Below are 21,333 nucleotides of genomic sequence, written 5' to 3'. Positions count from 1 at the left end.
CGCGTTGTGCTCCTTGGGGTTCACGCGTGGGGACGGAGAGGACGAGGCTGGCATGGTGCGGCTGCTCCGTCAGCCGGAGAACCAGCGGACCGGTTCGGGACGCAGGTTCTCGTACACGTGCTTGGTCTCGCGGTACTCGGCGAGTCCGTGCGGGCCCAGCTCACGGCCCACGCCGGACTTGCCGAATCCACCCCACTCGGCTTGCGGCAGATAGGGGTGGAAGTCATTGATCCACACGGTGCCGTGGCGCAGACGGGCCGCGACGCGGCGGGCTCGCGCGGTGTCCGCGGAGAACACGCCACCTGCGAGGCCGTACTCGGTGTCGTTCGCCAGCGCCACCGCTTCGTCCTCGGTCCGGAAGGTCTCGACGGTGAGGATAGGCCCGAAGGTCTCCTCCCGGATCACCTTCATGCGCCGGTGACAGTTGTCGAGGACCGTCGGCGAGTAGAAGTAGCCGTCGGCCGGCCGCACGTCGGACGGCTCGGGACGCTCGCCGCCGCTGCGCAGCACAGCGCCCTCGTCCAGAGCGGACGCCACGTACGCCTCGGTCTTGGCCAGCTGCTGTGCGGAGACCAGCGGCCCGCACTCGACGCCCTTCTCGGTGCCGCGGCCCAGACGGATGCGCTGGGCGCGGCCGGCCAGCTCCGAGACGAATCGCTCACGCACCGACTCCTCGATGATGAGGCGGGCACCGGCGGAGCAGACCTGGCCGCTGTGGATGAAGGCGGCGTTCAGGGCCTGGTCGACGGCGGTGTCGAAGCCCTCGTCGGTGGCGCAGGCGTCGGCGAAGACGACGTTGGGGTTCTTGCCGCCCAGCTCCAGGGCCACCTTCTTCACGCTGGGGGCGGCGGCCTGGGCGACCTTCGTGCCGGAGACAAGGCCACCGGTGAAGGAGACGAGATCCACGTCGGGGTGCTCGGACAGGCGCGCGCCGACGGGGTCGCCGGGCCCGGTCACCAGGTTCGCGACGCCTGCGGGAAGACCGGCCTCGGCGAGCAGCTTCACCAGGTGGATCGTGGTCATGGGGGTGATCTCGCTGGGCTTGATCACGAAGGTGTTTCCGGCGGCCAGCGCCGGGGCGATCTTCCAACTGGCTTGGAGCAGGGGGTAGTTCCACGGCGTGATCATGGCGCAGACGCCGACGGGCTCGTGCACGACAACGCTGTGCACGTCCGGGTTACCCGCGTCGACCACGCGGCCGCCGGACTCACCGGTGACGAGGTCGGCGAAATAGCGGAAGGCCGCGGTGACGTCGTCGACGTCGATCCGGCCCTCTTCCCATGTCTTGCCGGCGTCCCGCGACTCCGTGAGGCCTATCTCCTCGCGGTCCCGCTGGAGGAGGTCCGCGACCCGGCGGAGCAGCGCGGCCCGCTCGGGGACCGGTGTACGGGGCCAGTCGCCCTCGTCGAAGGCACGGCGGGCGGCGGCGACGGCGGCGTCGGTGTCCGGAGCACCGCCCTCGGCCACGACGGCGAGCGTGGTGGCGTCGGCGGGGTCGAGGATCTCCCGGGTCCCGCCGGCTTGCGCGGAGCGCCAGTCGCCGTCGATATGAATGCTTTCGATTTCGGACACCTTCTGTACTGCCTTCCAAGCTCTAAATGACGCATCGTGTCACGAAAAAATCACATCGCGATCACGGTGAAATAAGGCCATGCGCTGGTCACATGACAAGAGCGAACCCTGCCCCGTCTCCGCGTTTGCATGTCCGTCCGTGGCAGATAAGTGGGGTTCCTCACCAGCCGATGTGCGGCGGTGGAGGGCGAAGGGCCCGGTTGACGCCCTCTGAGAGTGTTTATAACGATTTCGATTGCGAGCCTGGCCGATTCTTTTGCCTTCCGTGGCGGGCGCTATTGACGGCTCCGGCTGCGGTGATCAAGGACTTGTCCGGTTCTGCGCGCATACCGGTGGGCCATGCGGCCGTGGGGCGGATGGGCACGCAACCAATGACCGGCAGGCGTCAGCGAGGAGCGGCCGACGGCAGCGACGAGTTCACGGGAGGGGCCGCCGCCCCATCCGCTGCCCCGTCCGCCGTCACGGACCGGCTGACCCGCCCAGCCCGTCGTCCCCGTCCGTGCCGCAGTCCATACCGGCCGGGCAGAAGAAGGCCAGCGCCGTGTCCAACCGCGCCTTCTCCTCGATCGACGCGTCACCCGTGTCCGGCGCGTAGGCGACGAGCGCGTACAGCTCGCCGTCCTGGGCCTCGAAACGGTGGTCGATCACGCGGCGCGTCCCGCCGTGGTCATCCGAGTCATAGGTGTACTCGAGGCGGGCCGCCGGACCGTCGCCGCCGTCGATGCGGTCGAGGGACTCGCGGTCGTAGTTCTCGTTCTTCTCGGCGTTCGTCTCCGCCAGCTGCAGGGACTCGTACGGGTCCGAGTCCTGCACCCAGAAGACCTGGAGCTGGCTCGAGCGGCCCGGCTCCTCGTAGAAGACGGCCTGCGCGCCGCCTTCCCGGCCCTCGGTGCGGCGCTCCCAGCCCTTCGGGACGGCGAGGCTGAAGCCCTCCGGGTCGTCCGCGATCTCGAAGCCGTCGGGCGGGCTGGACTCGGACGGACCGGTGGGACCGGCTGTGTCGGCCGGCTGCTCGCCGGCGCCCGCCTGCGCGCTGTCCTGTTGCGATGTGCCGGCCGGGTCGGGGACGACCACCTGCGACCGGTTGTCCGGCGGGCCCGGCTCGTCCTTCCAGCCGAGCGCCCACGCGCCGAAGGCGAGCCCGCACACCGCGAGCACCGCCAACACGCCCTTGGCCGAACGTCGTTGCTGCCGCGCGGACTCCGTGTGCTGCCGCGCCCTCAGCGCTTCGGCGTCGCGGTCCACCCAGCGCTGCTGGTCGGCGTCGAAACGGATCACCGGACCTCACCTCTCACGTCTCTCACCCCAGCACCTGCGCGGCGGCCTGCACGACCGCGGTTGCGGACGCGAGCATGCCGACCGCGCTCGCACCCGCCTCCAGCCGGTCGCGGAGCCGGGCGACGCGGCCCGGTCCTGCGCTGCCCGTACGAGTGATCTCGCCCTCGATCTCGCCCAGTTCGCCGTCGACCGCGGCGGTCTCGTCGGTGGCCGTAAGGACCCGCATGTCCGAACGCAGCGCCCGCACCGCCTCCAGGAGCGCCAGCGTCGCCTCGTCCGTCCGGGGCGGCGGAACTGCGTTGCCGTACGAAGTCGCCCGGCCGTGCGCGCCGGTGGCGATGGCTCCGCCCGACATGTTCCCGATGTGCACCGCGCCGCCGCCCCCGGTCCCGCGCTCCTGGGCCGGTTCGGACTCCGGTTCCTGCCGGGCTCCCTGCTCGCCTTCGTCGCCGGGCCGCATCACACCGGACTCCTTTCCACGTACTGCGCCTTGCCGTGCGCGCCCGTGGCCACGGCCCCGCCGCTCATGTCCTCGATGTAGACGCCGCCGTCACGCACATTCACGATCTGCTGCTCGAAGCGGTCGGTACGGAAGCCGCGCTGCTCGAGTGCGTCGCGCACGCCGCTGGCGATCCTGTCCTGGACGGTCTTGATGTACCGGCTGACGTCCATCTCCTGGAACAGCGACAGCTCGTTGGTGCTCGCCAACTCCCGTACGGAGATCAGCGGGGCGTCCGGCGCCGCGTACTCCGGCGAGCTGAGCCAGACGCGGAAGACCGACAGCATCGTGCGGGCGGCGGCGATCCCAGCCGCTACGGTGGCCGCCGGCGCCGTGAGGTACGCCAGCAGACCCTCCCGCACCGAACCGCCCGCGCGGCGGTCGACGATGACGTCGACCTCCCTGAACTCCTCGGCGACCGGCCCCAGTACGTGCGGGACGACCTCCAGCACGAGCATCCCGCCCTGCGTGTGGACGCGCACGAGCAGAGAGACGACGACCTGCTCGTGCCAGGAGCCGACGCGGACGCGGAGAAAGTGCCGACGTGCCTCACCGCCGTCGTCGGAGGCCGCCGCGAGGTGCTGCTGGACGTTGTCGTCCACGTAGACACCGCTGTCGCGGCGCACCCCGGACGGCAGGTAGACGAACTCCTCGATCTCCAGGGCGCGCAGGGCGTCCCTGCTGGTTCGGGCCGTCGCTTCGCGCAGCGCCACGAGCCGGGGAATGATCATGTCGATGACGGTGCGGCTGGAGAGGTGGTTCACCGGTGTCAGGGGCGCCTGAGCGTCCGGGACCGCCCCGTCCTGCCGTTGCGGGTCGAGCGGCTGCCCGGGGTGCGCCGGCTCCACCGCGTACCCCTGCGCCTGAGCCTGCTCCGCGAGGGTCTTGTGCACCCTGTGCTTCCCCGAAGCACCGTGCGCGGCCTGCGGCGGGACGGCCGGTTCGACGGCGGGCGATTCCTTCTTGGGCCGCAGCTCCAGCGCGAACGACCACGGCTTGTGCGGGACACCGGCGCCGACGAACGGACGGTTCGCGTCGTACAGCGTCGCCGATGCGTGCTGTTCGAGGTCGATCGCGTCACCGATGCGCCGGTAGCGCTCGGCGTGGGGCAACTCCGGCTGCTGCGCCGTGGCGAAGGTCTCGCGGCTGAGCTGCTCCCGCAGAACCGACGTCACCCTGATCCGGTGCAGCCAGACCACGGCGACCATCAGCAGCGGAAAGATCACCGGATAGGGGTTGTCAGCGATGCCGGCGACAGCGGTGATCCAGTAGCCCGCGGCGAACGCACGGGCGGCGTAGGTGACGGCCATGCCCAGCCGGCGCCGTATCGCGGACCGGAAGGGCTTGCGCGGCGTCCTCGTCCCCGCGTACAGCAGCGTCTCCCGGCCCGAGATCGCACGGCCCGCCCACAGGGCGAGGACGACACCGGCGTAGAAGAGCACCCAGCTGGTGGGCCGTTCCGCCATCGACGAGAGCTGGTCATCGCCCAGGAACAGGGCCAGGGAAAGGAATTCGTCGAGAGGCAGATCGAAGTTCCCGCCGAACTGGTCGTCCAGGGAGTCCCACGTCAGCAGCACGGAGACGAGGAAGAATCCGATCCACACGGCCAGCAGCGCGAGCGCCGTCTTCACCTCCTGCCGCCGTGCCTGCAAGGCGTGGGCCAGCACAGGACGCATGTCCACACCCAGCGAAGGCGGAACGGGACGCTCGGCATGCCCGACCAACTCGTCGATGACGCGCTCTCGGAATCCGGCGTTCAACCGCGCACCGGCGCACAGCAGACGCGTCGCCTCACTGTGAGCATGCGTGCGCATTGAGTAACTCATGAGTAGCCCCGATTTCCCCAAGGTCTGTTCCAGGGATTGGCCATGAACATACCCGAGGTCCGCCGCCTCGACCACGGCAGCGAAATCCCTGTGGATAACGCTTCGGGAACGCTGGGGAATCGACGGCCCGAAGGCACGGAATGCGAGAACTACCGCTGGGGAGCGGCGAGTTGGAAGGTGCGACTGCCGCCTGCCGGGAGAGATCCGGCAGCCGCGAAGGTGCGGCGCATCCGGGCGCCGTCAGCGACAGGGGCAAGGGAAACGGAACGGGCCCGCGCGGCGCCGGGATGTGTACTCCCTTGCCGCACGGGCCCGTTCGTCCGTGCATTCACGCGGTTCACCCGTGAAGTGCCTTGCTGCTCGGGTCACGGGCCGCGCACCGCGCCGCGCCGGACCGCGCCTCAGAGCAGGCCGAGACCGCGGACCGCTTCGCGCTCCTCCGCCAGTTCCTGGACGGACGCGTCGATACGGGGACGCGAGAAGTCGTTGATGTCCAGGCCCTGGACGATCTCGTACGAGCCGCCCGAGCACGTCACCGGGAAGGAGGAGATCAGGCCCTCCGGGACGCCGTACGACCCGTCGGAGGGGATGCCCATCGACGTCCAGTCGCCGGCCGGTGTGCCGTTGACCCAGGTGTTGACGTGGTCGATCGCCGCGTTCGCGGCAGATGCCGCCGAGGAGGCACCGCGGGCCTCGATGATGGCGGCGCCGCGCTTGGCGACGGTCGGGATGAACTCCTCGGCCAGCCACTTCTCGTCATTCACCGTCTCCGCGGCGTTCTTGCCGCCGACCTCGGCGTTGAAGATGTCCGGGTACTGCGTGGCCGAGTGGTTGCCCCAGATCGTCAGCTTCTTGATGTCGGAGACCTGGGAACCGGTCTTCTTGGCGAGCTGCGTGAGCGCGCGGTTGTGGTCGAGACGCGTCATCGCGGTGAAGCGCTCGGCCGGCACGTCCGGGGCCGCGGCCTGAGCGATGAGGGCGTTGGTGTTCGCGGGGTTGCCGACGACGAGAACCCTCACGTCGTCCGCCGCGTGGTCGTTGATGGCCTTGCCCTGCGGCTTGAAGATGCCCCCGTTGGCCTCGAGCAGGTCGCCGCGCTCCATGCCCTTGGTACGCGGACGCGCGCCGACGAGGAGCCCGACGTTGGTGCCGTTGAATGCGACCTCGGGGTCGTCGGTGATGTCGATGCCCTGCAGCAGGGGGAAGGCGCAGTCGTCGAGCTCCATCGCGGTGCCCTCGGCTGCCTTCAGAGCCGGGGTGATCTCCAGCAGCCGCAGCTTGACGGGCACGTCGGCGCCCAGCAGCTGACCGGAGGCGATACGGAAGAGCAGCGCGTAGCCGATCTGGCCGGCCGCTCCGGTGACGGTGACGTTGACGGGGGTGCGGGTCATGGCGGTCTCCGTAATACCTGGCGGTGGCAGTTTCGAAGGCGGTTCTTCCCGGGGCCCCGAGGGAACGCGCCCTGCCGTGTGCGGAAGTCTCTCAGGATGTCTCTCTACATCAAGAGACCCCGCGCCAGGCTATCCGACGTCACATACGTACCGGCAGCCGCCCGCGGAAGGAGGGACAACGCGGACGGCTGCCGGTACGGCCAGCCCGTGGGGGGGTGCTGAAAGGGCGCTTTCCCGGGATCGGACGAGCCATGCATGCGCATTCATCCGAGCACCAACGAGATTCGGACAGCTTCAACATCGCCTGAACGACACCCAGTTGAGGCGCGAGTTGACGGACGGGCCGACGGGCGGGTCGAGGGATGCGCGGAGCTCCGCGGACCTGCCGAGGGCCCGCGGTGAACCCTCAGCCCCAACGGGTCATCGGATGCACGGTGATCGGTGAGCGGTGACCGGTGAGCAGTCATCGGTGAGTCAGCGCACGGCTTCGCCGGTCCCGGCAGTGGCCTCGGCATTCCCCGTGTCGCCCGACGTGCCCGTGCCCGTGTCGCCCGTCGCCGCGGGGTCGACCGCGTCGGCGGGATCCTCCGGACTCCCCGTTCCCGCCGTCTCCTCGGCACCGGCCTGCCCGGACGCGTCCAGCTTCGTACAACCCGTGCTGCCCGCCACGAGGGTGGCGCAGGCGCGCGCCTCGGTCGCGGAGGTCACGGCGACCATCTCCGTGTAGGCGTCGTTCGTCGTGCCGACCTTGTCGCTCGCGGCCTCGCCGCCCGCACTGATCTTGAGGTTGTCACCCTGCGCCGCACCCGTTATGCGCCCCCACGCGGCCTTGCAGACCTTGCTGTACCGCACCTCGACCATGCTCGGTCCGACGAACGCGGAGTTGCTGCTCTTCACGTTCTGACCGCCGCAGCCCATCTTCTCCGGGTCCTTGCCGTTGCAGCTGTCACCTTGGCACTTCACGCCCGCGGGCAGGTCACGGGCCGAGGCCGTCGGTGAAGGCGTAGGCGCCGCCGAGGAGTTGGGGGACCCGCCGGGCAGGCCGAAAACCAGCACACCGGCGCCCAGGACCGCGAACACGCCCGCCGCGCCCCCGAGAAGCGCCGCGACGCGGCGCCCGCGCGAGGAGGGGCCGCCGTCGGGCCCGTGAGGGCCACCCGATACGTCTGCCCCGTCGGGTTCGGGCGTGGCAACCGCCCCGTGGCCGGGGTAGGCCGGCGGACCCTGGCCCGGACGGGGCGGTTCGGTGAGCCCGGGCCCCGTCTTGCCGCCTTCGCCGCCTCGCACGCCGGAACTGCGGTGCTCACTCGGCGTGCCCCATGACGCGACGTCGACCCGCTGCGACGGCACCCCGCCCGTCACCGCACCGCGGCCGCCGTTACTCCCCAGGCCGTGGCCGCCCTGATCGCCCCGGCCACCGTGACCGCCCTGGCCGCCCTGGCCGGGAAGCGGACGGGGACGCAGCACGGCCGTCTCGTCATCCATGGGTGGACGACTCGTTGCAGGAGCGGCAGGGGCGGCGGGAGCGGCCGCAGAGCTGTTGCGGGCGCGTCGGAGCCTGGAGGTGGACGGCGGAGCGAAGAAGTCCCAGGAGTCCTGCTGCGAACCCTCGACAACAACGACGGAGTTCTCCCCCGTCTTCTCCTTCCACTCCTCTTCCTTGGGAGCGGCCTCGGGGCCGGCACTCTCGGCGTCCCGTCCCTTGCTCCGCTCCTTGTCGCGGTTCTTGTCCTTCTCCCGGGACTTGTCCTTGTTGCGGCCCCACTTGCGGCCCTTGGCGGGTTCGTCGTCCCAGAACTCGCCGAGCGCTTCACGTGCCTGCGCGACGCGGATGGCCTCCATCGTCACGTCGTGCCGCATCTCGTCGCGGCTCCACGCGCGTTCGGCCAGCTCCCACATCGTCTCGAGGTGACGGATGTCGGTGCCCGTGACGTCGCCGAGCGCATGCGTGGCTCCGCGTGGCGGCAGCAGTCGTCCGCCCAAGTACCTCTCCCACGAGGACTTGCTGTAGCCCGTGCGGTCAGCGATGGTCGCGACGCTCATTCCGCTGCGGTCCACCAACCGCCGCAACTGGCTGGTGAACTCCCGGATCTGTGGGTCCAGTTCCTCCGGTAGCGGCCTCCACCGAGGCATTTCCTCCCCCTCGTCCCCCGAATATGCCGAGTTCCTTCACGCGTTCCCCTAGTCTGCCACCCGCCCCGGCGACTGCTACCGCATCGGCGTTCGCTTCCACATCACTTCTCGGACGCGGCGGGTCGGCAGAGCGGCTTTGCGGGTGGCGGCTCGGGGAGCGGCGTGACCCCGCTTCGCGGGACGGGCCATGACACGTTGCCCGTATCTCCTTGATGCCGGACGGGAAGCCCGCTGCCCGCGGAGGCCCGGGGACAGAAACAGGCGGCCCGTCCCTCCCGGTGGAAGGGACGGGCCGCCTCGTCACGCTTCAGCAACCCGCTCGGACGATCTCCCGCGGCAGGGCTCCTACGGCGCGAGGGCCGACGTCACCCGCCGTCCCTGCCGACCACGAAGTGGAGGATCTTCTCCAGCACCGGGACGTCCAGCCACGGCTCGGGCTGCGCCATCATCGCCAGAAAGATTATCGAGAGGCCGAGGGCCCCGTACGTGACGATGTCCGTGTAGCCGGACCGCACGGCCAGCATCCCCACGGACGGCATCACCCATCGCATGACCGCGCCGGCGACCAGCGACAAACCTATGATCAGCGCCCCCGCGCGGAATTCCCCGACCGTCACCAGCAGCCCCGTCAGCACTCCGCAGCAGACCGCCAGCAGCGGCCACTGCCGGTACGGCGCCGCGTGTCCGGCGCCCATCGCGCGTTGTCCGCCCTCCGGCCGCGCCGTGTCACGCGTCACCGCCGGAAAACGGCGCGAGGTTCCTCCCACCCGCATCTTCGTCACTCCCCCGCGGTGCGCTCGGCGGCCTCGACGACGTTGACGAGGAGCTGTGCGCGGGTCATCGGCCCCACACCTCCCGGGTTCGGCGAGATCCAGGCCGCGACCTCGGCGACGCCGGGGTGCACGTCCCCGACGATCTTGCCGTGCTCGTCGCGGCTGACACCCACGTCCAGGACGGCCGCCCCCGGACGTACGTCCTCGGGCTTGATGAGGTGCGGCACGCCGGCCGCGGCCACGATCACGTCGGCCTGCCTCAGCAGCGCGGGCAGGTCGCGCGTGCCGGTGTGGCACTGCGTCACCGTGGCGTTCTCGCTGCGCCGCGTCAGCAGCAGCGGAATGGAACGGCCGACCGTGATGCCGCGGCCGACGACGACCACATGCGCTCCGGCGAGTTCCACGTCGTGCTTGCGCAGCAGCTGGATGATGCCCTGCGGCGTGCAGGGCAGTGGGCCGGGCTCGTTGAGGACGAGGCGGCCGAGGCTGGTGGGGTGCAGCCCGTCCGCGTCCTTGTCGGGGTCCATCAGCGCGAGCACGCGGTTGGTGTCGATGCCCTTGGGCAGCGGCAGCTGGACGATGTAGCCGGTGCAGGCCGGGTCCTCGTTCAGCTCGCGGACGACCGCCTCGATCTCCTCCTGCGTCGCGGTGGCGGGCAGCTCACGCCGGATCGAGCGGACGCCGATCTGTTCGCTGTCGCGGTGCTTGCCGGCGACGTATTTCTGGCTGCCGACATCGTCACCGACGAGCAGGGTGCCCAGACCGGGCGTGATGCCCCGCGCGCGCAGGGCGTCGACGCGCTCCTTCAGTCCGGTCTTGATCGCTGCTGCCGTGGCCTTGCCATCGAGAATCTGGGCCGTCATGCGTCCATTCTCGCGGATGCGGGGGCCGCTGCCGAAATCGGTATCGGTCCGCAGACACACGCGCCGCATCGCAGCACAACGGGGGTGTCCGCGTCGCGTTTCGGATTCGCCACATTCCCGGATCCAGGTGGACAGCACCGCCATTCGGCCACCAACATGAAGCGCTGGCGCCGCGCCCGTCGACGGAAGTCGATGACCCGGCGCCGCAAATCGGGGGAGGCACAACGTGCAAGCCGCACAGCTCACGCAGTCCACTCATGGCATCTGCGGGGGCGGACCGGTCGTTCCTCCGAGAACTTCGACCCATTCCGTCCCCTTTCGACCGCTCGGAGGAAGGCACTCGTGAGCTACCCACCGCCGCCCGGCCAGGACCCGAACAACCCGTACGCCCAGCAGCCGCCGCAGCAGCCGCAGCAGGGTTACGGCTACCCGCAGCAGCAGGGCGGCCAGCCCGGCTACGGCTACCCGCAGCAGCCGCAGTACGGACAGCAGCCGCAGCCCGGCGGAATCCCCGGCCAGCCCGGGTACGGCTACCCGCAGCAGGCGGGAACCGTGCAGGCCAACAACGGCTACATAAACGTCGGTCACCTCGGCCCCGTGCAGCTGGCGACGATGGGCCAGCGCTTCCTCGCCAGGCTCATCGACGGCCTGATCATCGGCACGATCTACACCATCATCATGGTCGCCGGCGTGGGTGGAGCCCTCGGCATCGCCTCCTCCTCGGCCGAGGACTGCGGAACGTACACCGACCCCGGCTACAGCCAGTGCATCCAAGATGCGCAGGAGGAGGCGTCCGGCATCCTCGCCACCATGTTCATGGTGATCCTGGTGCTCGCGGCCCTCATGCTGTTCTACGAGTGGATGATGATCGCCTTCAAGGGCGCGACCCTCGGCAAGATGGCCATGGGCCTGCGGGTCATCAAGGAGTCCGACGGCCAACTGCCGGGTGCCGGCAGCGGGTTCATCCGCTACATCATCCCCGTGGCCGGCTCCATCGTCTGCGGTGTCGGCACGCTTCTGGTCTACCTGTCGCCGTTCTTCGACAACACCGGCAAACTTCAGGGCTGGCACGACCGCGCGGCTGGAACAGTGGTCATCAAGAAGTGAGTTCGGGGGCTTCGCAACCGCGCTGCGATGCCCCACAGTGAGTGTCCGGTGCAGCTCTGCGCGGCATTGCTCTGCAGCACCATCACGAAGGCCGCGCCGGGTGACAAACGACGCGGCCCTTCGTATGTCCGGGCCGTGCGGCACCGGAACGCCGAAGTGAGGGAAACGCGATGAGCTATCCACCAGAGCCACCGCCCGGCTACCCGTACGCCCGGCGGCCGCGGCAGCGGCAGCAGCCGTACGGCCCTCAGGCACCGCAACAGCCCGGCTACGGCTTCCCGCAGGCACCGCAACAACCCGGCTACGGCTCGCCCCAGGCACCTCAGCGGCCCGTCTACGGATCGCCGCAGGCGCCTCAGCGGCCCGTGTACGCATCCCCCCAGGCGCCGCAGGCGCCCCAGCCCCCCGAGCAGCCGGTCTACGAGTTGCCGGAGCAGCCCCCGGGCGGCTGGCATTTGCCGGTGCAGAGTGGCTACCCGCGCCAGCGGGGCTTCAACTACCCGAACGCACCGAGGTCGATGCCGAGCTCGGTGCACGCCGCCCGCTTGATCATGTACGTCTTCGGCGGTTTCGGAGTGCTCGGCGCGATCGGCACCTTCTACCAGGCCGCGCAGGGGGGCGGTGGGAAGGACGGCGCCTCCGGACCGGCCGCCATCGACCCCGGGATCATGGCCGCGGCCGGTGTCGCCTCACTGGTCCTCGCCGCGGCGGCGATCCTCCTGGCCTCACGATTCCACCGCGGTGGCAACGGCGTCCGCATCGGTGCCATCGCCTTCGGGGCGGTGATCGCGATAATCGGGCTGCTCACCGTCATCGTCGTCGTCGGCATCGTGCCGCTCGGCATCGGCCTCCTGATCATCATCTTCATGGTGAAGCAGGAGGGTTCGGACTGGTTCAAGCGGAAGTACTCCTGAGGCCGCGCTCATCGCGCCGAGGACGAGAGCCGTACGGACCCGGGGCACTTCGCGGCGCACAGCGCCCGTACCGTCCGGGTCCGGCGGCTCCGGGGGGCCGCCTGGGCGAGGCTCAGACGCTCACGGAACGGGCGTAGTTGACCTGCTGCATGATGAAGTGCACGGCCATCGGGTCGTACACGGGGATCATGGTCGAGTGGAACTTCCCGCCGCTGTTCACGGTCACCTGCACATGACCTGCCGTGGTCCGCTCCTTCATCAGCAGGAAGAGCAGGCCCAGGAAGCAGATGACCAGGAAGACCACAGCGAGGACGATCGCATGCGTGGGTATCTTCTCCTCCGTGCGGGACATGTCCGTGACCGTCCAGACGGCGCCCTTCAGCGGCATCGTGCCCGCGGGCGTGACGATGCCGTCGGGCGTCACGGTGATGTCCCCGATGACGACCAGGGGCTGCGCGTACGCCCCGGCCTGGCCGTACGGCTCCGCGGCTCCGGCGCCGGACGGATATCCGTAGGCCCCCTGAGGACCGGGGTATCCGTATGCCGCGCCTCCACCCTGAGGTGGCGTGGGCTCCCCCGCGGGTCCGAACCCGCCCTGCTCCGGCGTCGATCCATCTTTCATGACAACCGAGTATGTCGTACGGCCAACCTCACGTCAGTGGCCACCGCTCCCTCGCGGTATCCGGGAGGCACGCGCGCCTGCCACGGTCACCGCGCCACCGCGTCGTCCCGTGTGCGGAACGACCGGCTCTTGCCGCCGCCCCGGCCTTGCACCCCGCTGACGCGAACGTCGGCGGAACTCTCGAGCGGGTGCGGTGACATGGCCGCGAACGCACCGCGAGAGAATCGACGCGACCTCCGTACATCACGGAGCCGCATGCCCGGAATGTACCGAAATGAAGGAAACCAGCGATGAGTTATCCGCCGGAGCCGCCCAACAACCCGTACGCGAACAATCCGTACGCCAACAACCCGTACGGCCAGCAGCCGCAGCAGGGTTACGGCTACCCGCAGCAGCAGGGCGGCCAGCCCGGCTACGGCTACCCGCAGCAGCCGCAGGCAGGCCAACCCGGCTACGGATACCCCCAGGGACCGCCGCCGGGCGGACCGGGGTCGGCTCCGGCCGCTCTGCAGAGCAAGGTGAACGCCGTCCGCGTGATGATGTTCATCGCCGGCGGACTTCAGGCCGCCGTCTCGATATTCGCGCTCATCGGGCTCGGGTTCGCCACGAACAGCCTGAACGAGGTCGAGAGCGTCACGGACGCGCGGATCGGGCTCGGCGTCGCCTACGCGATCTTCGGAATCTTTCTCGCGCACGCCATCATCGGCATCGTGCTGGGCATTTCGACCCCCAAGGGCGGCAGCGGGGTGCGGGTCGGAGGAATCGTCTGGGCCTCCTTCCTCACGCTCTTCGGCCTCCCCGCACTTCCTTTCGGGCTCATCTGGATGGGCATCGGCATCACATGCATCGTGCTGCTGGCGCAGGCGGGTGCCTGGTTCAACAGGCAGCAGTACTGACCGGCGGCCGTTCCGGCCCAGTACCCGGACGCCCGGCGGCCTGCCTCGGGGGCAGGCCGCCGGGACGCCGCGAACGCGCCGCCCCTGAGGGGTCCGGACGGTCCGGCCGACCGACGGTGGACGTCAGTGGAAGAAGTGCCGCGTGCCGGTCAGGTACATCGTGATGCCCACCGCCTTCGCGGCCTCCGTCACGGCCTCGTCGCGCACCGAACCACCCGGCTGCGCCACGGCCTTGACGCCCGCGCGCGTCAGCACCTCGAGCCCGTCCGGGAAGGGGAAGAATGCGTCGGAAGCGGCATAGGAGTCCCGCGCACGCTCCTCGCCCGCGCGCTGAACCGCGAGCTTCGCCGCGTCCACCCGGTTGACCTGGCCCATCCCGACGCCGACCGTGGCGCCGTCCTTGGCGAGCAGGATCGCGTTGGACTTCACGGCACGGCAGGCGCGCCAGGCGAAGGCCAGCTCCTCCAGGTCCGCAGGTGAGAGCGCCTCGCCGGTAGCCAGCGTCCAGTTGGCCGGGTCGTCGCCCGCTGCCTGCAGACGGTCCTTGACCTGGAGCAGCGCGCCACCCTCGATCGGCCTGAACTCGACGGACGCGGAGGGCTCTTCGGCGCAGCGCAGCACCCGGATGTTCTTCTTGCGGGAGAGCACCTCGACGGCGCCCTCCTCGTAGCCGGGCGCCACGACGACCTCGGTGAAGATCTCCGCGACCTGCTCGGCCATCGCGAGCGACACGGGGCGGTTGACGGCGATGACGCCGCCGAACGCGGACAGCGAGTCGCAGGCGTGCGCCTTGCGGTGGGCCTCTGCGACGTCCGCACCGACCGCGATGCCGCACGGGTTGGCGTGCTTGATGATCGCCACGCACGGCCGGTCCCCGTGCTCGTACGCGGCGCGGCGCGCGGCCTCCGTGTCGACGTAGTTGTTGTACGACATCTCCTTGCCGTGCAACTGCTCGGCGCTCGGGAGGCCCGTGCCGCTGCCGTCGGTGTAGAGGGCGGCCGGCTGGTGCGGGTTCTCGCCGTAACGCAGCACGCTGCCGCGGGTCCAGGCCGCACCGGCGAACGCGGGAAGCGGGTTCGCGCCGCCGGAGCCGGTACCTGCCTCGGCCTCACTGCCCGTGTCGTCCGGGGCGTAGCCGTCGGCGAACCAGCTCGCCACGGCCACGTCGTAGGCCGCCGTGTGCTGGAAGGCCTCGCCCGCGAGCCGCTTGCGCTCGGCCAGTTCGAACCCTCCGGTGCCGCCGACCGCCTTCAGCACATCGCCATAGCGCCCCGGGTTGACCACGACGGCGACCGACGGGTGGTTCTTCGCCGCCGCGCGCACCATGGACGGACCGCCGATGTCGATCTGCTCGACGCACTCGTCCGGTGTCGCACCGGAGGCGACGGTCTCCCGGAACGGGTAGAGGTTGACGACGACGAGGTCGAAGGGCTCGATGCCCAGCTCGTCCAGCTGCTCCCGGTGCGAGGCGAGGCGGCGGTCGGCGAGGATGCCCGCGTGCACACGCGGGTGCAGCGTCTTGACCCGTCCGTCCAGGCACTCGGGGAATCCGGTCAGCTCCTCGACCGGCGTCACCGGGACGCCCGCGGCGGCGATCCGCTTCGCGGTCGATCCCGTCGAGACGAGCTGCACGCCCGCCGCGTGGAGGCCCTGCGCCAGCTCTTCCAGGCCTGTCTTGTCGTAGACGCTCACCAGCGCCCTGCGGATCGGGAGCCGCTGCTCGGTGTCCTGACTCCGGCCCTGGCTCATGCCACCCTCACCCATCCTGCAGCCGTACCTTTCGTCCCTCGATGCGATAGCCGGCGCGGGAGAGGCGTCCCACGACGTCGACCAGCAGACGTCGCTCGACCTCCTTGATCCGCTCGTGCAGAGCGGCACCCTCGTCGGCGTGGTCCTCGTCCAGGACCTCCACCACGCCCTGCGCGATGATCGGCCCCGTGTCGACACCGTCGTCGACGAAGTGGACGGTGCACCCGGTCACCTTGGCCCCGTACGCGAGAGCGTCACGGACACCGTGGGTGCCGGGAAAACTGGGAAGGAGCGCCGGATGGGTGTTGACCACCCGGCCTCCGAAGCGGGCGAGGAATTCCTTGCCCACAAGCTTCATGAAGCCCGCGGAGACGACGAGGTCCGGCTCGTACTCGGCGGTCGCGGCCGTCAGGGCCTCGTCCCACTCGTCCCGCGTCGCGTGATCCCTCACCCGGCACACGTACGTGGGGATGTCCGCACGCTCGGCCCGCTCCAGCCCCTCGATCCCGTGGCGGTCGGCGCCGACGGCCACGATCCGGGCGCCGTACGCCTCCGGCCCCTCGGCCTCGATGGCGTCGAGCAGGGCCTGCAGATTCGTACCGGAGCCGGAGACGAGGACGACGAGACGGGCGGGGTGCGTACGGGAGCGGGGGCCGATGCCCTGGCCGCTGCCTGTGTCGGGGCGGCTCGGGCTCTGGTGCGCAGCCACGGCGAAGCTCTCTCTCACGGGATTCGCCCGGCACGAAGGGCGCCGGACAAGGGGAGCAGCGGATTTGTGTGGTCGTACGAACTCATGGAGCGGCGGCTTCCGGGGAACTCTACGAAGCGTTCGACCGTCGGCAACGATACCGGCCCCTCACGCTGCCCCCTCGGGACGGGGGCGGATGTGCCAGGTAGCGTCAGGAGGTACGGGCCGTCACGGAACGGGCGCATCCGGCATCTGCGGGTCGCTGACCGTGAAGGGCCGCACGAGGACGAGCGGGACAGGACGACGGCCGGCATGAGGCACGGCCGGGACGAGACGCATCAGCACGACAGCACGCAGACGAGAACGACAGGACAAGGGGAAGACTCACTCCACATGGCCGACCGACGCCGCCGCCGTGCGGCCCCCTCGGACGACGCTTCGCGCGCGGACAACCCCTTCGCGGCACCACCGGAGGGGCAGGCCGACCAGCCCTGGCAGCCGCGCCGGTCAGCGCGCTCCGAGGGCGAGCCGGGGACCGGCCAGGGACAGGACGGTCCGGACTCCGGGAACAGTTCCGGGAACGGGAACGGCGGGTCCGGTTCCGACTCCGACTCGGGCCGTGACCGCTCCGGGTGGGGCAGCCACTGGAGCAGCAAGCAGCCGGGCCGGCAAAGCGGCGGCTTCGGCGGCCCCGGTGGTGGCGGCCAGGAAGGCGGCAACGGCGACAGCTCGGGCGGCCAGGGCGGCGGCCTCGCCCGCGGTATGCGCTGGGACCCGACGGACCCGACGCAGCGGCATGCGCGCTACTCCCTCCACACCGGCGTCTGGGCGCTGTTCTTCTCCCTCTTCAGCCTTCCTGAGGTGGCGCTGCTCCTCGGGGCGCTGTCCCTCTACTGGGGCATCAGCGCGCTGCGCGGCGGCAAGTCCTCGTCCAGGTCCGGGACTTCGGGCAAGCGCGGCGGCTCCGGAGGCGGGGCGACCGCGGAGGACGTGGCGGGCACGGACCGCACCGCCACGGAGGAAGCACCGAAGCAGGTGCCCCAGGTCCCGGTCGTCGTCAGTCCGGCGCAGGCCGCCAAGTCCCGTACGACGGCGGCCGTCAGCGGTTTGGTCGCCGCGTCGCTCGCGCTCGCGGTCGTCGTGGCGACGTTCACCTTCCAGCAGGTCTACAGCGAGTACTTCACATGCACGGAGGACGCGCTGACGCAGTCCTCCCGTGAGGACTGCAAGGACCTGCTGCCGACCGAACTGCGGCCGCTGCTCGAGAACCGCTCGTCGTCGGCGAGCGGTCTGCAGATGCGCTGAGGCCCGGGGCCCGGCAGGAGTCGCGGGCCGGTCGCGGCCGGGCCCGGTCGCCATCGGCCCTCAGTCCCTCGTCCGCCGAAGGCTGTCAGTCCCGGCGCGGTTCGAAGTCCGGCATCAGTCCGCCCGACGCCGCCTTCAGGTCCCTCCAGCGGGCCAGACGCGCGGCTGCCGCGTCGGGGCCGCCGTCGCCTCCGCGCCCCCGGAGCCGCCACGCCCGCAGCGTGAGCGCCACCGGCACGCCGACCAGCACCGCCCACATGAACGTGGCCACACCCGTCAGCTGCCAGCTCGGCCCGAGAAGCGCCATGGCCTCGGTGCCGAGGGCACCGCCCGAGAACGCCGCGAGGACCGCGACGCCCACCGCGCATTCGCACCCCACGAGGACGACGACGGACGCCGTGGCTCTCCAGCTCACCGGCGCCTCGCACCGGCCCGGGTCGGGTGCGGCGCCGCGCGCCACGTACCACCCGATGGTCGCGCCGGCGGCCAGCGGCAGCATTGCCGCCGCGACGCCGCCGACGAGGCCGTAGCCGCTGTCCACCGCGGGCAGCGCCTCCAGCAGCGGGAACGGCGGCAGCGATGCGCTGCCGGTCTGCGTGAGCGGTCCGACCACGGCACCGGTGCCGAGCGCGAAGCCGGGACCGAGTCCGTACGCGGCCGCCCACACCGCGGCGTTCGGCAGCAGCGCGATCACGAGAAGCAGCACCGCGAACTGCCCCGTCCAGGAGCCGCCGGCGAGGCGCGGAAACGCGGACTGGACATCGTCCACGTGCCACAGCAGCGCGCCGAGCGTGATGACGAGGCCGCCCGCGCACAGCACCGCCATCGCCGTCACGGCGGTGTGCAGCGAGCCCACGCGCCGGGCGAGCGCACGTGCCTCCGACAGCACGGGTGCCGCGAGGTCCCGCTCGCGCGACAGCGGCACGTCGGGCCACTGGGCGCTCTCGCCGGACGGTGAACTGGGAGGCCTGCCGCGCTCGTTGGGTGCCGTGCGTCCCCACCCCGGCCACATCGCCGCCACCGCGATGCACAGGACGAAGAGCGGCAGCCGCCCCGAAGCGCTCAGTGCATCCGCGCGCACGGGCCCGGCGGAAGCGAAGAGAACGGTGACTGCGCCCGTCACCAGATATCCGCCGGCCACGCAGCCGAGGGACGACAGCTCCCCCGGCGACCCGCCTCCGTCCTCGCCGGCCCCAGCCCCTGCGCCCTCGCGCCCCGCGTCCCCGCCCGCGGAGAGCGCCTGCACGCACGCCCGGTACAGCAGCCACACGGGCGGGATCACCAGCAGCAGTGGCGTCAGCGCGACGGGCGCCGGGACACCGGAGAGCGTCTCGGTGCGGACGAGGGCGCTGCCGTGCCCGAGCAGCCACAGATCGGCGGCGAGGTGCAGGGCGGCGCCTGCGCCGCTCTCCGGGTACGGCGAGATGATCCACAGCAGCAGCACGAGGACGGTGAGTGCTCCGAGCCCCAGCCCGGCAGCGAGCACACCTTCGAAGAACCACGAGGCTTTCGACGGCAGCGGTCGTGACGTGCTCCGGCCGTATGGGGACAACGTCGGGCTGCGATGCGTCACTTGGCTCACCTCGACATGCTGTCAACAACACACGTTCTGTCCTGGTAACACGCTTGTTGTCGATGTGTCGCCCAATATGTCCACATACACCTTGTCGGACAAGACGATCGTGCGTGGCCGGGTCTGCCTCCCGCGCCGGAGGATCTGGGGAGCACATGAGCGGACAGCAGCAGGAGCCGGCCGTCGCGGGAGCGGAGAGCGCCGGCGCCCCGGTGCAGCAGGACGCGGTCCTCTCCGAGCGGGACGAAGAACGCCCGGGCCGGGACGGGGCTTCCCCTGCCCAGGCCCAAGCCTCCTCGGTCCAGGACGGAGCTCACCCCGACCGCTCCCCCACCGCTGCGGCGGACGACTTCGACCTGCTCTACGAGGGCAGCGCGCCCGCCCTCGTCCGTCAGGCCTTCCTGCTGTCCGGTGGCCACGACCTCGCCCGCCGCATCGTCGCCCACGCCTTCCGGCTCGCGTGGCACCGCTGGCCGCAGGTCGCCGTCGACCCCGATCCGGCGGGCTGGGTACGGGCTGTCGCACACCGGTCCGCGCTTGCTCCCTGGCGCCAGGTCCGGCCCGTTCAACTCGTCCGCCGCATGCAGGCGATGCGTCATGTCCCGCCCGGCGACCGGACCTTGCTCGACGCATTGCTGCGCCTTCCGCCGTCCTACCGTGCGGCTCTGCTGCTGCACGACGGGCTGGGTCTGAGCCTCGGCGACACCGCCGCGGAAGTGGAGGCGAGCACAGCGGCGACCTCGGGACGGCTGCGCCACGCGCGTGCGGCGCTGACCGAGAGGGTGCCGGTGCTGCGCGACGCCTCGCCGGAGGAGCTGCCGGGCGTGACGGCGCTTCTCGTGCGTCAGCTGGCGGCCCCGCAGCCCGCGACGCTGCCGCCCGCGGAGGCCGTACGCAGGAGCAGCGGGATCCGCGGCTGGTGCGGAACCGCCGCCGCGCTGGGCCTCACCATCGCGGTGGCTGCCGCGGGTTTCGCGCTCGTCGTGTCCGACGACGAACGGAACCCGCCCCGGCTGCCCGTGCCCAAACCGCCGTCCTCGACGCTCGGCCCGGATCTGCAGCCGGGCCGCCTGCTGCCGCTGATCCGCAGATGAGCACGGCACGCGAGGCACGGAGAGACGGACAGGCCCGCTCCCTGCGTGTGCCGCGAGGGAGCGGACCCGTTCGTCGTTTCGAGCTCAAGAGCCCGGGCGTGAGCGGCGTTCACCCGCGTCACGCCCTCACCGGGCCCGGGCCGGGGCGAGACTCAGCCGGCCAGCAGTCCGCGTGCCAGCCGTGCCGTCTCGGACGGTGTCTTGCCGACCTGGACGCCCGCGGCCTCCAGGGCCTCCTTCTTCGCCTGGGCGGTGCCCGACGAACCGGAGACGATGGCGCCCGCGTGCCCCATCGTCTTGCCCTCGGGAGCCGTGAAGCCCGCGACGTAGCCGACGACCGGCTTCGAGACGTTGGCCTTGATGAAGTCCGCGGCACGCTCCTCGGCGTCGCCGCCGATCTCGCCGATCATCACGATCAGGTCGGTGTCGGGGTCGGCCTCGAACGCCTTGAGGGCGTCGATGTGCGTCGTGCCGATGACGGGGTCGCCGCCGATGCCCACGCAGGTCGAGAAGCCGATGTCACGCAGCTCGTACATCATCTGGTACGTCAGCGTGCCGGACTTCGAGACCAGGCCGATGCGGCCCGGCTTGGTGATGTCCGACGGGATGATGCCGGCGTTGGACTGGCCGGGCGTGATCAGCCCGGGGCAGTTGGGGCCGACGATGCGGGTCCTGTTGCCCTTCTGGGAGGCGTAGTCCCAGAAGTAGGCCGTGTCGTGCACCGCGATGCCCTCGGTGATGACGACGGCCAGACCGATCCCGGCGTCGACGGCCTCGACGACCGCGTCCTTGGCGAACTTCGGCGGTACGAAGATGACCGTGGTGTCGGCGCCGGTGGCCTCGATGGCCTCCTTCACGCCGCCGAAGACCGGCACCTGTGAGCCGTCGAAGTCGACGTTCGTGCCCGCCTTGCGGGGGTTGACGCCGCCGACGATGTTCGTGCCGGAGGCCAGCATCCGCTTCGTGTGCTTCTGGCCCTCGGAGCCGGTCATCCCCTGGACGATGACCTTGCTCTCCTTGTTGAGGAAGATAGCCATGGTGTGTCGATGT

At 70.8% G+C, this 21,333-nt stretch carries 18 protein-coding genes; 5 read left to right on the top strand and 13 right to left on the bottom strand.

Annotated elements, in window-relative coordinates; translation table 11 throughout:
• Nucleotides 1–69: 69 nt before the first annotated feature.
• The 8 genes from I004_RS0100875 to I004_RS0100840 all read right to left on the bottom strand — a co-directional run bounded on the left by I004_RS0100875 (nucleotide 70) and on the right by I004_RS0100840 (nucleotide 10,335).
• Nucleotides 70–1,572: an aldehyde dehydrogenase family protein gene (locus I004_RS0100875; protein ID WP_028433951.1), complete on the bottom strand. Its 1,503-nt coding sequence runs from the start codon at nucleotides 1,570–1,572 to the stop codon at nucleotides 70–72.
• A gap of 459 nt (nucleotides 1,573–2,031) precedes the next feature.
• A complete protein-coding gene (locus I004_RS37325; RefSeq protein WP_051344563.1) occupies nucleotides 2,032–2,850 on the bottom strand; it encodes a hypothetical protein in 819 nt (272 codons plus the stop codon).
• A gap of 22 nt (nucleotides 2,851–2,872) precedes the next feature.
• Nucleotides 2,873–3,310 carry a hypothetical protein gene (locus tag I004_RS0100865; RefSeq protein WP_051344562.1) on the bottom strand — a complete coding sequence of 146 codons (438 nt, stop codon included), beginning with the start codon at nucleotides 3,308–3,310 and terminating at the stop codon, nucleotides 2,873–2,875.
• Nucleotides 3,310–5,163 carry a hypothetical protein gene (locus tag I004_RS31350; RefSeq protein ID WP_051344561.1) on the bottom strand — a complete coding sequence of 618 codons (1,854 nt, stop codon included), beginning with the start codon at nucleotides 5,161–5,163 and terminating at the stop codon, nucleotides 3,310–3,312. The genes I004_RS0100865 and I004_RS31350 overlap by 1 nt, the downstream gene beginning before the upstream one ends.
• A gap of 413 nt (nucleotides 5,164–5,576) precedes the next feature.
• Complete coding sequence (locus I004_RS0100855; RefSeq protein WP_028433949.1) at nucleotides 5,577–6,566, bottom strand: malate dehydrogenase; 990 nt, start codon at nucleotides 6,564–6,566, stop codon at nucleotides 5,577–5,579.
• A gap of 474 nt (nucleotides 6,567–7,040) precedes the next feature.
• On the bottom strand, nucleotides 7,041–8,699 hold the full coding sequence (locus tag I004_RS31345) for a helix-turn-helix domain-containing protein (RefSeq protein ID WP_051344560.1): 1,659 nt from the start codon (nucleotides 8,697–8,699) through the stop codon (nucleotides 7,041–7,043).
• Between the two features lie 365 nt (nucleotides 8,700–9,064).
• Nucleotides 9,065–9,394 (bottom strand): DUF3017 domain-containing protein, encoded by a 330-nt coding sequence (locus I004_RS0100845; RefSeq protein WP_486579630.1) that lies wholly within the window; start codon nucleotides 9,392–9,394, stop codon nucleotides 9,065–9,067.
• An 83-nt stretch (nucleotides 9,395–9,477) separates the two neighbouring features.
• Nucleotides 9,478–10,335, bottom strand: coding sequence for a bifunctional methylenetetrahydrofolate dehydrogenase/methenyltetrahydrofolate cyclohydrolase (locus I004_RS0100840; protein ID WP_028433947.1), 858 nt, complete (start codon nucleotides 10,333–10,335; stop codon nucleotides 9,478–9,480).
• Between the two features lie 342 nt (nucleotides 10,336–10,677).
• On the opposite strand from I004_RS0100840, the gene I004_RS0100835 reads away from it, so the two are divergent.
• Both I004_RS0100835 and I004_RS39320 read left to right on the top strand, forming a co-directional pair.
• Nucleotides 10,678–11,442 (top strand): RDD family protein, encoded by a 765-nt coding sequence (locus I004_RS0100835; protein WP_028433946.1) that lies wholly within the window; start codon nucleotides 10,678–10,680, stop codon nucleotides 11,440–11,442.
• A 170-nt stretch (nucleotides 11,443–11,612) separates the two neighbouring features.
• Entirely contained in the window at nucleotides 11,613–12,356 is a 744-nt protein-coding gene (locus I004_RS39320) for a DUF2076 domain-containing protein (protein WP_158676975.1), read from the top strand.
• Between the two features lie 112 nt (nucleotides 12,357–12,468).
• Here the strand turns inward: I004_RS39320 and I004_RS31340 are convergent, their stop codons facing one another.
• Nucleotides 12,469–12,978 (bottom strand): hypothetical protein, encoded by a 510-nt coding sequence (locus I004_RS31340; RefSeq protein WP_051344559.1) that lies wholly within the window; start codon nucleotides 12,976–12,978, stop codon nucleotides 12,469–12,471.
• Nucleotides 12,979–13,268: 290 nt separating this feature from the next.
• Between I004_RS31340 and I004_RS0100820 the strand changes: the two genes are divergently transcribed.
• Nucleotides 13,269–13,874: a hypothetical protein gene (locus I004_RS0100820; RefSeq protein ID WP_028433944.1), complete on the top strand. Its 606-nt coding sequence runs from the start codon at nucleotides 13,269–13,271 to the stop codon at nucleotides 13,872–13,874.
• A 123-nt stretch (nucleotides 13,875–13,997) separates the two neighbouring features.
• Here I004_RS0100820 and purH read toward each other — a convergent pair whose 3' ends face one another.
• Together purH and purN are read right to left on the bottom strand one after the other, a co-directional pair.
• Complete coding sequence (purH, locus tag I004_RS0100815; protein ID WP_028433943.1) at nucleotides 13,998–15,623, bottom strand: bifunctional phosphoribosylaminoimidazolecarboxamide formyltransferase/IMP cyclohydrolase; 1,626 nt, start codon at nucleotides 15,621–15,623, stop codon at nucleotides 13,998–14,000.
• A gap of 7 nt (nucleotides 15,624–15,630) precedes the next feature.
• Nucleotides 15,631–16,281, bottom strand: a complete 651-nt coding sequence (gene purN / locus I004_RS0100810) for a phosphoribosylglycinamide formyltransferase (RefSeq protein WP_028433942.1) — start codon at nucleotides 16,279–16,281, stop codon at nucleotides 15,631–15,633.
• Between the two features lie 423 nt (nucleotides 16,282–16,704).
• Between purN and I004_RS38830 the strand changes: the two genes are divergently transcribed.
• Nucleotides 16,705–17,616, top strand: coding sequence for a hypothetical protein (locus I004_RS38830; protein ID WP_037974518.1), 912 nt, complete (start codon nucleotides 16,705–16,707; stop codon nucleotides 17,614–17,616).
• Between the two features lie 85 nt (nucleotides 17,617–17,701).
• Here the strand turns inward: I004_RS38830 and I004_RS31330 are convergent, their stop codons facing one another.
• On the bottom strand, nucleotides 17,702–19,189 hold the full coding sequence (locus I004_RS31330) for a cell division protein PerM (protein WP_158676974.1): 1,488 nt from the start codon (nucleotides 19,187–19,189) through the stop codon (nucleotides 17,702–17,704).
• A gap of 155 nt (nucleotides 19,190–19,344) precedes the next feature.
• Here I004_RS31330 and I004_RS37320 point away from each other — a divergent pair, with 155 nt between their 5' ends.
• Nucleotides 19,345–20,283 (top strand): sigma factor-like helix-turn-helix DNA-binding protein, encoded by a 939-nt coding sequence (locus tag I004_RS37320; protein WP_051344557.1) that lies wholly within the window; start codon nucleotides 19,345–19,347, stop codon nucleotides 20,281–20,283.
• A gap of 152 nt (nucleotides 20,284–20,435) precedes the next feature.
• Here the strand turns inward: I004_RS37320 and sucD are convergent, their stop codons facing one another.
• The gene (gene sucD, locus I004_RS0100790; protein WP_028433940.1) at nucleotides 20,436–21,320 is read right to left on the bottom strand and encodes a succinate--CoA ligase subunit alpha; all 885 of its coding nucleotides are present in this window, start codon (nucleotides 21,318–21,320) and stop codon (nucleotides 20,436–20,438) included.
• Nucleotides 21,321–21,333: the final 13 nt, after the last annotated feature.

It is taken from the genome of Streptomyces sp. TAA486, from assembly GCF_000426165.1.
Note: the sequence above shows the minus strand (reverse complement) of the source record. Positions and strands in the feature narration are given on the sequence as shown.